This window comes from Hymenobacter volaticus (genome assembly GCF_022921055.1).
GTDB classification, from domain to species: Bacteria; Bacteroidota; Bacteroidia; order Cytophagales; family Hymenobacteraceae; genus Hymenobacter; species Hymenobacter volaticus.
Window position 1 is genome coordinate 5,205,645 of the sequence record NZ_CP095061.1, and the last position, 13,413, is coordinate 5,219,057.

General features: G+C 57.2%; 9 protein-coding genes. 6 read left to right on the forward strand and 3 right to left on the reverse strand.

Annotated features, from left to right (window positions below; all coding sequences use genetic code 11):
• Positions 1–57: 57 nt before the first annotated feature.
• Positions 58–1,710, reverse strand: a complete 1,653-nt coding sequence (gene glgP / locus MUN86_RS22800) for an alpha-glucan family phosphorylase (RefSeq protein WP_245120259.1) — start codon at positions 1,708–1,710, stop codon at positions 58–60.
• Positions 1,711–2,161: 451 nt separating this feature from the next.
• On the opposite strand from glgP, the gene MUN86_RS22805 reads away from it, so the two are divergent.
• The 6 genes from MUN86_RS22805 to MUN86_RS22825 all read left to right on the forward strand — a co-directional run bounded on the left by MUN86_RS22805 (position 2,162) and on the right by MUN86_RS22825 (position 10,697).
• Positions 2,162–3,604, forward strand: a complete 1,443-nt coding sequence (locus MUN86_RS22805) for a hydrolase (protein ID WP_245120260.1) — start codon at positions 2,162–2,164, stop codon at positions 3,602–3,604.
• A 189-nt stretch (positions 3,605–3,793) separates the two neighbouring features.
• Positions 3,794–5,698, forward strand: coding sequence for a glycoside hydrolase family 13 protein (locus MUN86_RS22810; RefSeq protein ID WP_245120261.1), 1,905 nt, complete (start codon positions 3,794–3,796; stop codon positions 5,696–5,698).
• Between the two features lie 230 nt (positions 5,699–5,928).
• Positions 5,929–7,158 (forward strand): alpha-amylase family glycosyl hydrolase, encoded by a 1,230-nt coding sequence (locus MUN86_RS22815; protein ID WP_311181761.1) that lies wholly within the window; start codon positions 5,929–5,931, stop codon positions 7,156–7,158.
• A complete protein-coding gene (locus MUN86_RS32495; protein ID WP_375379511.1) occupies positions 7,041–7,691 on the forward strand; it encodes an alpha amylase C-terminal domain-containing protein in 651 nt (216 codons plus the stop codon). The genes MUN86_RS22815 and MUN86_RS32495 overlap by 118 nt, the downstream gene beginning before the upstream one ends.
• A 263-nt stretch (positions 7,692–7,954) precedes the next feature.
• A complete protein-coding gene (locus MUN86_RS22820) occupies positions 7,955–9,364 on the forward strand; it encodes an MFS transporter (RefSeq protein ID WP_245120262.1) in 1,410 nt (469 codons plus the stop codon).
• Positions 9,365–9,596: 232 nt separating this feature from the next.
• Positions 9,597–10,697: a glycosyltransferase gene (locus tag MUN86_RS22825; protein WP_245120263.1), complete on the forward strand. Its 1,101-nt coding sequence runs from the start codon at positions 9,597–9,599 to the stop codon at positions 10,695–10,697.
• Between the two features lie 273 nt (positions 10,698–10,970).
• Here MUN86_RS22825 and MUN86_RS22830 read toward each other — a convergent pair whose 3' ends face one another.
• Together MUN86_RS22830 and MUN86_RS22835 are read right to left on the reverse strand one after the other, a co-directional pair.
• Positions 10,971–12,671, reverse strand: a complete 1,701-nt coding sequence (locus tag MUN86_RS22830) for a M28 family metallopeptidase (protein WP_245120264.1) — start codon at positions 12,669–12,671, stop codon at positions 10,971–10,973.
• Between the two features lie 163 nt (positions 12,672–12,834).
• Complete coding sequence (locus MUN86_RS22835; RefSeq protein ID WP_245120265.1) at positions 12,835–13,248, reverse strand: hypothetical protein; 414 nt, start codon at positions 13,246–13,248, stop codon at positions 12,835–12,837.
• Positions 13,249–13,413: the final 165 nt, after the last annotated feature.

Here is a 13,413-nt window from a genome sequence, read left to right on the forward strand (position 1 = left end):
ATGAGGGAAACCAATTCTTTAGCCACTAGTCTTTTTAGCCGTTAATTACGTCTTGGGCTACTTGGCGTTGTACAGCTTCTGGTAGTATTCGGTAGCCATGCGGTGCGACTCGAACTCGGGTTCTACTTCGCGCATCGCGGTTTTCACAACTTCCAAGTACTTATCGGGCTGGCCGTAGTAGAGCGGCACGATTTCGTTTTCCAGCACATCGAGCAGGCTAGTTGCCTCGATGTCGTCCTTAACATTGTCGGCCTGGTAGGGGTCGGTGTGGGGGATGATGAAGCTGTTTTCGCCGTGGCGAGCAAATTCGGGAACCCAACCGTCGGCGATGCTGAGGCTGACGGAACCGTTCATGGCGGCAGTCATGCCGCTGGTGCCGGAGGCTTCGCGGGGGTAGCGGGGCGTGTTCAGCCAGATATCGGAACCACGCTTGAGGTAGCCGGATAGGGTTAGCTCATAACCCGTTAGCACAGCGCAGTTGTTGAGCGGCTTAACTTTGCGGATGATGTCGTTGAACAGGCCGATGGCGCCGTAGTCCTTGGGATAGGGCTTGCCAGCCCACAGCACTTGCACGGGACGGTCAGTGTTGTTGATGATGCCAAGGAACCGCTCGAAATGACGCAAAATCAGGTCGGCGCGTTTGTAGCCGGCGAATCGGCGGGCCCACACTACGGTTAGTACGTCGGGGTTGAGCAGAGTGCCGGTTTGGTCGGCTACGATGTCGAAGAGTTGCTTTTTCAGCTTGCGCTTGCGGGCGAGTAGAGCCGTATCGTCGTTGGCTTCTAGGGCGGCGTGCAGTTGCTGGTCGCGCCAGTAGGTGCCGTTTTGGGCGTTGGTGATGGCAATAATGGGGCAGATGCCTTTGTTGCTGCCCCACATTTCGTTGGCAACGGTGCCGTGCACTTTGCTTACGCCGTTGGAGAGGCGCGAAAAGCGCAGGGCGGTAAGCGTGTAGTTTAGTTGGCCGTTTTCCACGCCCGCTACGCGGGTGATTTCCTCGGCGGGCACCGACCCGAAGAACGACATCTTCGCCAGCAGTTGCAGCGGGTGCTCCTCGTTGCCGGCTAGCTCGGGCGTGTGCGTGGTGAATACCAGACGCTTACGCACTTCTTCGAGCTGACGACCGTGCTTTTCGTAGAGGTAGAACGCCAGCGGCAGACCGTGGCCTTCGTTGAGGTGGTACACATCCACGTTCAGCTCCAACAAGTCGAGCAGCTTACCGCCACCTACGCCGAGCAAGATGCTTTGCGCGATACGAGCGGCCGTGTCGGCGTCGTAGAGGTGGTGGGAGATGGTGCGCGAGATAAAGTCGTTTTCGGGAATGTCGGTGGTCAGGAAGAACATCGGGGCCGTACCGAACGTGTCGGGAGCCAAGTAGAGGGCCTTCACGTGCACATCCACATCGTGGATGGTGATGGGGAAGGTGATACCGGTGTCTTCGAGGAAGGAATACGACTTCTGACGGAAGTCGGCGCGCATGGTTTGGTCTTCGTTGCGACCTTGGTCGTAGTAGCCGAAACTCCACAGAATGCCAATGCCCACCAGGTTTTGCTTGAGTTCGTAGGCCGAGCGCATGTGCGAGCCCGCCAAGAAGCCGAGGCCCCCGGAATACGTTTTGAGGGCCTGATCCAGGGCAAATTCCATGGAGAAGTACGCCGCCTGCGTCGTGAATTCGGCAGCGGGAGAGTAGGGTTTAAATTCGAAAGCCATTGAAAAAGGAGGTCAGAGAAAAGGTAGCTCAACCAAGCCACCCACAGCCCCGGCATACGGCCAGCACAGCAATACGTTCGGGGCAAGCGCCGGCCAAGGTGCGGACATTCCAAGTGAAAAACAAAGCGTACTAGGTGCGCCTGCGTATGCCCCAAGCGGAACCATCGGAAAATCAAGGGCAAAATCAGCCGCACTTACGGCAGCCGGAAAACACATGCAAGGGGTAGCTACTCGGCGTTTTGTGGTTTGAAAAGCAGAGCTGTCAGGTTGGAGGGATACAGGTATAAATAGACTAATTCATATGACTATATGGAGCAGTCTGCACAGGGCCAAGACTGAAAAACTGTTGTAAGTTGACACAACCGTAACATCCATTTTGGTCTAACTGGCTGATTGCCTAGGTAGTTTTACGCTCTTGTCCTACTCCAACCTCAACCCTAAACAAGCTTAGATGAAGTTCACTCCTTTACTTGCCACCGCGCTACTGACACTGTCGGTTGCTTGCTCTAAAGTAGAGCCTATGCCAAGCGCCGCTCCTAGCGTAACCACTGCCGCTGCTGATGTTAGCGCCGCAGGATTCCCGGAGAGTTTTGAAGCCGGCACCAAAACCGCCTACACCACCGGCTCCGTCACGCTCGGCTCTGGCTCCTGGACCTTGAATGACGCCCTACTCGGCAACACCACCGCCGACGCCAAAACCGGCAGCCAATCGGTGCGGGTGCGCAACGTGGGCACAGTCGGCATGAACTTCAATACCACTACGGGCGCGGGCGTCGTGACGGTTGACCATGCGACGTATGGCACCGACGCTAGCTCGCAGTGGGAGCTATGGGTAAGCCAGAACAGCGGCAGCTCCTATGTGAAAGTGGGCAGCACCATCACGAGCAGCAGCGCTACGCTGAGCACGGCCTCGTTCAGCGTGAACCTGAGCGGCAGCGTACGGCTGCAAATCCGCAAGATTTCCGGCGGCACCAACCGCATCAACATCGACAACGTGACGGTGGAGCAGTATGGCAGCGGGGGCGGCACCACGCCCCCACCTGCTACCGGCGGCAAGAAGTTTCTCTTCGACGGTTCGCACGGCGAGCTGGCCGGCAATGCCGATTGGGTGCTCGACGTGAACAGCGGGGTGGCTTCGCGCTACCCGTCGCCGGCCCAAAGCGGCATCACTAGCACCACCGCCGAAAGCTACTGGACTGGCGCTATTTCGGCGTGGGGCGTGGCTTTGGCCAAGCAGGGCCACACCGTGGAGCAGCTACCGGCTGGCGCGGCTATCAGCTACGGCAACACCGCCAACCCACAGGACCTGAGCTACTACAGCGTATTCGTGGTCGATGAGCCCAACATCATCTTCACGGCCGCCGAGAAAACGGCCATCCTGCGGTTTGTGCAGAACGGCGGCGGCTTGTTTATGATTTCAGACCATGACATCTCGGACCGCAACAACGACGGCTACGACTCGCCCGACATCTGGAACGACCTGATGCAGAACAACTCGGTGCAAGCCAACCCCTTCGGCTTCACGGTGAACCTCGACAACATTGTGGAGAACAGCAGCAACGTCCGCACCGGCACCAACCCCATCCTGAATGGCTCGCAAGGCGCCGTGTCGCAGCTCTCCTTCCACAACGGCGCCACCATGACGCTTAATCCTACCGCCAACAGCACGGTGCAGGGCCTAATCTGGCGTAGCTCCGCCACGCAGGGCAACAACTTGGCTATGGCTGCCAGCAGCACCTTCGGCTCGGGCCGCGTGGTTATCATCGGCGACTCTTCACCCGCCGACGACGGCACCGGCTCGCCCGGCAACACCGTGTACGACGGCTGGGGCGAAAACGTAAGCCACCCCCGCCTGCACCTCAATGCCTCGCTCTGGTTGGCCAAGCTGCAATAGCGTCCTCGTAAGAGATAAAACAAGCTCTCCTAGCTCTTCTTATTCGTTTCCGAAAGCCCTACCAGAAGGTGGGGCTTTCTGTTTTTAGACAGTACGTGACCTGTGGTGGCAAACGACGACAACCGAGGATACTAGGGTTCTACGGAGGTGCTTGTTACCTTACCGCTCCCATTCAAGTCCCAAATTCCCATGAAATCGTCCCACTTCCTGCTGCCAGCGCTGGTAGCTAGTCTGTTGGCGGCACCTGTTGCCCAAGCACATTCTAGCACTGACTTAGCCAGTTCCCCAACTGCTCCGGCCAAAAAGCCCGCCGGCATCACCCGCATTGACCCAACTTTCTGGTGGGTGGGCATGAAGAATCCGAAACTGCAATTGTTAGTGCACGGCCCCGGCATAGCGAATAGCACGGCTAGCTTGCGCTACGAAGGCGTGACGCTGGACGGCACGCAGAAGCTGGAAAGCCCTAACTACTTGGTGGTTAACCTTACTGTTAGCCCCACCGCTAAGCCGGGCCAATTGAAGCTGGAGTTTAAAGGAGCCAAGAATTTCAGCTACAGCTACGAGCTGAAAGCCCGCTCCACGCCCGGCGACAAAACGCAAGTACAGGGCCTTAGCACGCAGGATTTCATCTACTTCCTGATGCCAGACCGATTCTCGAACGGCGACCCTAAAAACGACTACATCAAAGGCATGAAGGCGCCCGCCGCGGCCCGCGACTCGATGTACAGCCGCCACGGCGGCGACCTAAAGGGCATTGCCAACCACTTCGACTACTTCAAGACGCTTGGCGCTACGGCCCTGTGGCTCACGCCCATCGTGGAAAACGACCAGCCCAAGGCCAGCTACCACGGCTACGCCCTCACCGACTACTACACCGTGGACCGCCGCTATGGCACCAACGAGGAGTACCGAAGCTTTGTCCGCAACGCCCACCAGAACGGGCTGAAGGTGGTACAAGACGTGGTGCTCAACCACCTGGGCTCGGAGAGCTACCTGTTCCGCGACCAGCCCGCCAAAGACTGGTTTCACCAGTGGCCCACCTTCACGCGCAGTTCCTTCCGCGACGCGGCCTTCAACGACCCGCACGGCTCCCAATACGACCGGAAACTGTTCGGCGAAGGCTGGTTTGACACTACTATGCCGGACCTCAACCAGAGCAATCCGCTGGTGGCCACCTACGTCATCCAGAACAACCTGTGGTGGGTGGAAAACACAGGCATCGACGCCTACCGCATCGACACCTACTCTTATTCAGACCGCAACTTCCTGATGCAGTGGGGCCAAGCGTTGCTTGATGAGTATCCGCAGTTGGGCATGTTCGGCGAAACGTGGGTGCAAGGCACGGCGCAGCAGGCCTATTTCGCCCGCAACATCCTGCCATCTACCGACGGGTTCAAGAGCAATTTGCCCGGCGTCACCGACTTTCAGCTGCAATACGCCATCAACGAGGCGCTGACCAAGGACGCTGGCTGGACGGAGGGCATCAGCAAGCTCTACTATACCCTGCACGACGACTGGCTCTACGAGAACCCCATGCGCAATGTGGTCTTCCTCGACAACCACGATATGAGCCGCTTCTACTCGGTGATAGGGGAGGACTTCGCCAAGTACAAGATGGGGCTGGCGTGGCTGCTCACCACCCGCGGCATACCGCAGCTTTACTACGGTACGGAGGTGCTGATGAAGAACTTCTCGAACCCCGACGGCAAAGTGCGCGAGGACTTTCCCGGCGGCTTCCCCGGCGACAAAAAGAACTTGTTCACGTCGCGCTCCGGCCAGGAAGCTGAGGCGTTTGATTACGTGAGCAAGCTGGCCAACTACCGCCGTACGCACGAGTTTTTGCACGCTGGCAAGCTCATGCAGTTCATCCCCGATCAGGGCGTGTACACCTATTTCCGCTACTCCGATGCGGGCACGGTGATGGTGATGATGAACTCCAACAAAGAAGAGAAAACCGTGGACATGGCGCGGTTTGCAGAACGGCTCAACGGGTTTTCTTCCGGCGTGGAAGTGACCACAGGGGCAGCAATTGCTGATTTGAAAACCGTAAAGATTCCGGGGCGGACGGCGTGGGTGGTGGAGTTAAAGAAATAGCGCTTTATTTATAGTGGTTTCACGATTCTTAGTGGCAGAAGGCGCCGAGGCTCCCTGTTTGCCAGAACCGTGTAAGCCTTCCGCCTAACCGTGTGCGCTAACTGTGGGCCAGCATAAATGCCCGCAGCCACGCAAACTTCTGCCCCCCGCCCCGTATGAAGAAACTTGTCTTGCCGGCAATGCTTGCGTTGGCCGCTTTTACTTTTCCACTTTCGCGTATAGCTCAGCCCGTGTCTGATACTGTCTTCCTTGCGGATCCCAACACCACCGAAGAGGTTCCTCAGGACCACAAACTGGTCGTCTATCAGTTGATGACCCGCTTGTTCGGCAACAAAACCACTGTCAACAAACCCTACGGTACCGTGCAGGAAAACGGCACCGGCAAGTTCAACGACATCACCGACAAGGCGCTCCAGGAAATCAAGAAGATGGGCGTCTCGCACGTGTGGTACACCGGCGTGATTGAGCACGCCACCATGACCGACTACACCGCGCAGGGCGGCCCCGGCCCCGACGATGCCGACATCGTGAAAGGCCGCGCCGGCTCGCCCTATGCCATCAAGGACTACTACGACGTGGCCCCTGACTTGGCCGTGAACGTGAAAACCCGGATGACCGAGTACGAAGCCCTCATCAAGCGCACGCACGCCAACGGCCTGCAAGTGCTCATGGACTTCATCCCGAACCACGTAGCCCGCAGCTATAAGTCGGATGCCAAGCCGGCCGGCGTCATCGACCTCGGTGCCCAAGACGACAAAACCAAGGCTTTCGCGCCCAACAACAACTTCTACTACCTGCCCGGCCAGAGCTTGGTGGTACCCAAAGAAGGCAACCCGCTAGGCCCGGCCCTCGGCCCGCGTGAGGACGGCAAGTTTGCCGAGACGCCCGCCAAAGCCACTGGTAATGACGTGTTTTCGGCCACGCCGAGCGTGAACGACTGGTACGAGACGGTGAAGCTCAATTACGGCGTCGATTACCAAAACAACCGCAAAACTTACTTCGAGCCGATACCAGACACTTGGAAGAAGATGCGCGACATTCTGCTGTTTTGGGCCAAGAAAGACGTGGATGGTTTCCGCTGCGACATGGCCGAAATGGTGCCCGTTGAGTTTTGGGCGTGGGTGATTCCGGAGGTGAAAAAGGTGAAGCCCGACATCGTGTTCATTGCCGAAGCCTACAACCCCAAGGAGTACCAGACCTACTTCGAGAAAGGCAAGTTCGACTTCCTCTATGACAAAGTGGGCCTCTACGACGCCCTGCGCCGCCTGATGACGGGGGCGGCAACACCGAGGAAATTACGAAAGTGTGGCGAGAGGAAAGCCGCGGCTACTCGTCCCGGATGTTGCGCTTCCTTGAAAACCACGACGAGCAACGCATTGCCTCCAAGGACTTTGCCACCGACCCGCGCACCGCTATTCCGGCTATGGTCGTCACAGCTACGTTGGGCTCGGGCCCGGTAATGCTGTACTCGGGGCAGGAAGTGGCCGAGCCGGCGCTGAAGTCGGAGGGCTTCTCCAGCGAAGACGGCCGCACCACCATCTTCGACTATTGGGGCGTGCCGGAGCACCAGAAATGGATGAACGGCGGCAAGTTCGACGGCGGCCAGCTCTCGGAAAGCCAGAAGCAACTCCGCGACTTTTATTGCCGCTTACTCAACCTGAGCAGTTCCAGCGAAGCCATCCGCAAGGGCAAGTTCTACGAGCTGCAAGACGCCAACAACCTCGGCAAAGACTACGATCAGAAGCACGTCTATAGCTACCTGCGCTACACCGACAACCAGCGCCTGCTAATCGTAGTCAACTTCAGCCGCGACAAAACCTCGAAGCCAACCATCCAAATCCCGCGGGAGGTGCGCCAGCGCATGGGCCTCAACCCCGACCAGTTCTGCACCTACACCGACCTGCTCAACAACACGCCGCCCACGGAATACCTCACGCTCAACCTGCCCCCGCTGAGCGCTTACGTGTTCGAAATCAAGCCGAAAGGCAACTAGACCAGAGTCAAGAACAAAAAGAGAACGTCATGCTGAGCGCAGCCGAAGCATCTCGCTAGGGTGGTACACTCCAACGCTTGCCCAACGATTCGAGCGAGATGCTTCGACTCCGCCTCCGGCTTCGCTCAGCATGACGATATACTGTTGAAATGCCTGCATGCCAGAGCTTCCGCTTTGCCTGCGGCTCTGTTCAGCATGACGTTCTTTTGCTATCTTACTCGTTGTCCCCTTCACCGCATCCCCACCTAAAATTCCCACACCTTATGGCAACCGGCGTAGCGGCGGCTCCTAGCAGTACCCGCACAAAACCTCGTTTGAGCTTCTGGCAAATCTGGAACATGAGCTTCGGTTTCATGGGCATTCAGTTCGGGTTTGCTCTTCAGAATGCCAACACCAGCCGCATCTTCTCGAACCTCGGCGCCAACCCCGACGACATTCCGATTCTGTGGGTGGCGGCCCCGCTGACGGGGTTGCTGGTGCAGCCCATCATCGGTTACATGTCGGACCGCACGTGGAGCCCTCGTTGGGGGCGGCGGCGGCCATTCTTTTTGGTGGGCGCCATCTTAGCGTCGATAGCCATGCTGATTATGCCCAACTCGCCCACGTTGTGGATTGCGGGTGGCATGCTTTGGATCATGGACGCCAGCATCAACATCAGTATGGAACCGTTCCGGGCGTTTGTCGGCGACAAGCTACCCAACGAGCAGTATACCAGCGGCTTCGCTATGCAGTCGTTTTTTATTGGGGTGGGGGCCGTGGTGGCGTCGTTGTTGCCCACGTTGCTCACCAAATTTGGGGTAGCCAATGAAGCCGCTGCCGGGATTGTGCCTAACTCGGTGAAGTACGCTTACTACCTCGGGGCGGCGGCGTTTTTTCTGTGCGTGCTCTACACCGTGCTAACCTCAACCGAGTACCCACCCGAAGACATGGAGGCGTTCGAGCGGGAGAAAAGTTCGGTCACGTTCATGCAGGGCGTCAAAGAAACCTTCTCCGGTGCTTTGCACATGCCCAAGGTGATGAAGCAGCTGGCAGTGGTACAGTTTTTCACGTGGTTTGGCCTGTTTTGCATGTGGATTTTCACTACGCTGGCTGTTACCAAGCACCTCTACGGCACCACCGATTCCAAGTCGGCTGCTTTCAACGAGGGCGCCAATTTCGTGGGCGAGGCCTTTGCCATGTACAGTGGAATTTCGGCTGTGTTTAGCCTGATGCTGCCTTGGGTTGCTCGCAAACTGAGCCGCAAACTAACCCACATGGTTTGCTTAACGGCTGGTGGTCTTGGCCTTATGTCGGTGGCCTTTATCACTGAGCCTTGGATGCTGCTCGTGTCGATGGTAGGAGTGGGTATCGCCTGGACTTCTATCCTGTCGGTGCCGTATGCTATGCTGGCCGGCTCGATTCCGGCGCACAAAATGGGCCACTTTATGGGGGTTTTCAACGCCTTTATTGTGCTGCCGCAGGTATGCGCTTCGTTGGGCTTGCCAGCTATTATGAAACAGTTCCCGAGCCTCGACCCACTGAATGTGGTGGTATTGGGCGGGGTGCTGATGGTCATAGCCGGCATATTCACGCTGCGCGTCGACGACAACGAGAAAGTGACGTTGCCGCTTGCCGACGATCAGCCTATCAACCCCGGATACGACCCCGGTGCTATTCCCGACCCAAGAGTTTAACTTTCTCTCCTGCACTTTTTGCCCCGGCTGCTTCTGTGGCCGGGGCTTTTTGTTGTGCTTGGGCTTGCCGATGTGCTTGAAATACTGCGTGTTTATACGGACAGCGTAAGCAGTAAAATACGCATTTACCTCACAACGCATTAGCAGCTACGCGCCGTACACTCTAAGCAAACCAGGGCTGCACCTTCTCTCCTGCTTCGAACGGTGCGACCTATTCCCCATATAGCCGCCTATGTTGCTCTCGATTATCTTTTTGGGCTTGTTTTTCGGGCTCTTTATTGTGTTTCTGGTGTTGTTGCTGCTCGCCAAACCGACCCCGGCTGGTACCAAAGCCCGGCCCCGAGTAAGCATTCTGATTGCGGCGCGCAACGAAGAAGCGACCATCGAGCGGTGCCTTACTTCCCTAACCCGCCTCAACTACCCATCGGAGTTGATGGAAATCCTGATTGCCGATGATGCGTCTACCGACAACACGGCGGCCGTTGTGGCGCACTTCATCAAAGACAAGCCGCAGTTCCAGCTGCTGAGCGTGCGGCACCGCTTGGGCACGGCTCGCGGCAAAAGCAACGCCTTGGCTCACCTCTGCCGCGCCGCCACCACCGACTACTTTCTGCTCACCGACGCCGACATGGCTCTTGCGCCCGAATGGGTGGAAACCATGCTGGCTGCCACCGAAACCAACAACGTGGGCGTCGTGACGGGCATTACCACCGCCAACAGCACTGTGTTTGGCCGCCTCCAGGGCCTCGACTGGCTGTTTGGCCTCAACGTCATTCGGTTACTATCTGACACCGGCGTACCGGTTACATCGGTTGGCAACAACATGCTTGTTACGCGGGCAGCCTACGAGTCCATTGGCGGCTATGAGGCATTGGCTTTTAGCATCACGGAAGATTTGCAACTCTTCTCCAAGATTGTCGCGCAAGGGTGGGGCTTCCGCAACCTCTGCGACCCACGCATACTAGGCGTAACGGTACCGCAACCCACCATGCGCCATTTGCTTTGGCAGCGTAAGCGTTGGATGAAAGGCGCTGTCCGGCTCCCTAGCCAACTTTCGTTGTTGTTTGGGGCCTACGGTATCTTCTACCCCTTTTTGTTTTGGCCTGGTTTGCATACTCCCCTTTTTATGCTTGGGGTATACGCCGCTAAGATTCTGTGTCAGACGCTGTTCCTGGCCATCACGCTCCGGCAAGTAGGCCGCCGCGAATCGTTGGGGCTGCTGTTGCTTTACGAGCCCTACCTCTGCGTCATGTCGCTGGCCGTGATTGGCTACACCCTTTGGCCCGGCTATATCCAATGGAAGCAGCGCCGTTACCAGTGGGCTGAAGGTTGAGTTGCCTGCTGTAGATAGTCATAAAAAAGAAGCCCTGGCGCATATTGCCAGGGCTTCTTTTTTATGACTCACTGAAAGTAGTTGCTGCATATACATTCTACTCATCCGTCATGCTGAGCGGAGTCGAAGCATCTCGCTAGTATGGTAAACCGTGATGAATGCTCAACGTCAACACGCGAGATGCTTCGACTGCGCTCAGCATGACGTGTACTGTGCCAATAGTAACACACCAGACATTTCAACAAGTGAAGGTTAGATCTTATGGGGTATTATCTATTTGCTAGCTAGGCTTTTCTCGCGGGTAGCCTTGAACTCGGAGCCGGGCTTCCACTTGGGAAAGGTGCTTTCTTCGGCGAGGCGCTGGCCAATGCGGAAGAGTAGGCGCGCATCCTGCTCCATGCCGCGCAAATCCCACTTGGGGTCGTACTCGTCGGAGGGCTGGTGGTAGTTTTTGGCGGTGTAGGCTTGCATCTGTTGGGCGGCATACTCCTTGCCGCGGGCACGGCTGTCGAAGGCACCTTTGGCATCAAGAGCAGGCACGCCCACGAAGGCAAAGCTGAAGTGGTCGGAGCGGTAGAAGCTGCCTTTTTCGGGGTGCTGGTCGGGCAGGATGTAGCGGTTCTGCTCTTTGGCCGCGTCGCGGGCGTAGTCGTCTAGTTCGGACTGGCCGTAGCCGATAACTGTTAGGTCGCGCATGGGACCAAAGGCGGCTAGGGCGTCCATGTTCAAATCAGCCACCGTTTTCTTGAGCGGGAACACGGGGTGAGCAGCATAGTAGGCCGAACCTAGCAGGCCTTGCTCTTCACCAGTCACGGCCAGAAACACAATGCTCCGGCCGGGCGCTTTGGGTAGCTGCGTGTACGCTTTAGCAATACTCAACAGCGCAGCGCAGCCACTGGCGTTGTCCACGGCACCGTTGTGGATGGAGTCGCCGTTGATGGCCGCCCCAATGCCGAGGTGGTCCCAATGCGCGGAGTAGATAATGTACTCGTCGACGCGGGTGGAGCCGGGCAGCACGGCCAGTACGTTTTTGGAGGCGGTGCGGCGCAGCTTGTTTTTCACGCTCGTGCTCATGGCAAGGCCACCAAGTGTACGGGCCTTGAAACCGGGCTTATTGGCCGCGGCATAGGCTTCCTCGTACGACTGCCCGGCGGCCGTAAACATCTTCTTAGCGGCATCCAACGTCATCCAGCCTTCAATCACACATTTGCTAGCGCCCTTATCGGCGCGCTGCGGCCGGAGTTTGGCCCCGGAGTAGCTGCTTTGCACCACCGACCACGGATAGGCGGCCGGCTCGGTATCGTGCACGATAATCAGGCCGGCGGCGCCTTGGCGGGCGGCTTCCTCATATTTGTAAGTCCAGCGGCCGTAGTAGGTCATGGCCCTGCCCTTGAAATGGGTGGTGTCGTTGCCGGCGTTACCGGGGTCATTGACAAGTACCACCACGGTTTTGCCTTTCACATCCAGGCCCGCGTAGTCGTTCCACTTGTATTCGGGCGCGACCACGCCGTAGCCGGCAAACACCATTTCCGAGTTTTGCAACGCCACGGCGGGCTTTTCCTGCTCCGTGAAAGCCACATAATCGGTTTTGTAGTTGAGCGTGATGGGGCCGCCTTTACCGCCACTTATTTGCATAGTGGGGGCCGGCTGGCCCGTAATTTCCACCAAGGGCACGTTTTGGAAATAAGTACCATCGGGGCCGGGCTTCAACCCAAGCTTTCGAAACTGGTCGGTGAGGTAGGCCACCGTTTTCTCTTCGCCTACCGTGAACGGCTTGCGGCCCTGAAACTCATCGGAAGCTAATATCTTGGTTTGCTCACCGATGTAAGCCGCCGTAATCCCATCGGGCGGCGAAACAATAGTGGTATCGGTAGGAGCGGCGGCCGTGCCCCCAGCTTCCGACGACGAAGTGGACTTGCTCTGGCAGCCGGCTAGTGCCGCGAGTACCAGCAGACAGGAAACAGAAATGCGCATACGACAGAATAGATGGAGAAATAGGCAACAAAAGTTGCCCGCACCCCAAGGTGTCGAAAATGTCGCAAATGATAGAAACGGAACTGCTTATACCTCGCAGCAGCACTGCGCTAACTACTTGAACAACAGATGCTGTAGTTGCCGATAAGGCCTGGCAATCTACTTATGAGCGGCTCTGCAACCACTCTTGCGCGGCTTGCTCTTCCGTGAAAACCCGCATGGCCATGCTGTCGGACACCGAATCAGTGGCCATTTCTTCGGCCAAACGCTGGCTTAGCGTCTCGGCGTGGTAGGGCAGCACGAGGTAGGCGAGGCAAGGCCGAACGCCGGGAAGTGCGCTGGTTAGCTGCTCGCGGAAGGAAGTAACCACCCAACGAAAATCGATGGGGTCGGCCAAGCCGCGGCTGCGCAGGTCAACCAGCCAGCGCCCTACCTTCTCGCGCTGCGCTAATTCGAGTGCTGCTTGATACCCGCTCCGGTGCTCCTCGGAAGTAGCCGGACGAGTCCAACGCAAGAACACCTGGCCCAAATCGGGGCGGTGAGAAAGGAGCAAGTATTCGAGGTTGGTAACGAGCATGACAGCAGCAAAATCCAGCAAATATAAGTGCCAATCTTATTAGTTAAGCTACGTTTGTCTTTATGAATTTGTAATGAAGTAACTATTTTTTACAATATTCATATCCTTTGGGACCCAGACCGGTAGTTTACCTTTCATCTTTTCATTGGAATTACTGTTGGTCTG

What these genes read in the sequence shown, in the direction of transcription:
- MUN86_RS22835 (WP_245120265.1), bottom strand. Translation starts at nt 13,248, where the DNA reads ATGCTCGTTACCAACCTCGAATACTTGCTCCTTTCTCACCGCCCCGAT.
- MUN86_RS22825 (WP_245120263.1), top strand. Translation starts at nt 9,597, where the DNA reads ATGTTGCTCTCGATTATCTTTTTGGGCTTGTTTTTCGGGCTCTTTATT.
- MUN86_RS22810 (WP_245120261.1), top strand. Translation starts at nt 3,794, where the DNA reads ATGAAATCGTCCCACTTCCTGCTGCCAGCGCTGGTAGCTAGTCTGTTG.
- MUN86_RS22820 (WP_245120262.1), top strand. Translation starts at nt 7,955, where the DNA reads ATGGCAACCGGCGTAGCGGCGGCTCCTAGCAGTACCCGCACAAAACCT.
- glgP (WP_245120259.1), bottom strand. Translation starts at nt 1,710, where the DNA reads ATGGCTTTCGAATTTAAACCCTACTCTCCCGCTGCCGAATTCACGACG.
- MUN86_RS22830 (WP_245120264.1), bottom strand. Translation starts at nt 12,671, where the DNA reads ATGCGCATTTCTGTTTCCTGTCTGCTGGTACTCGCGGCACTAGCCGGC.
- MUN86_RS22805 (WP_245120260.1), top strand. Translation starts at nt 2,162, where the DNA reads ATGAAGTTCACTCCTTTACTTGCCACCGCGCTACTGACACTGTCGGTT.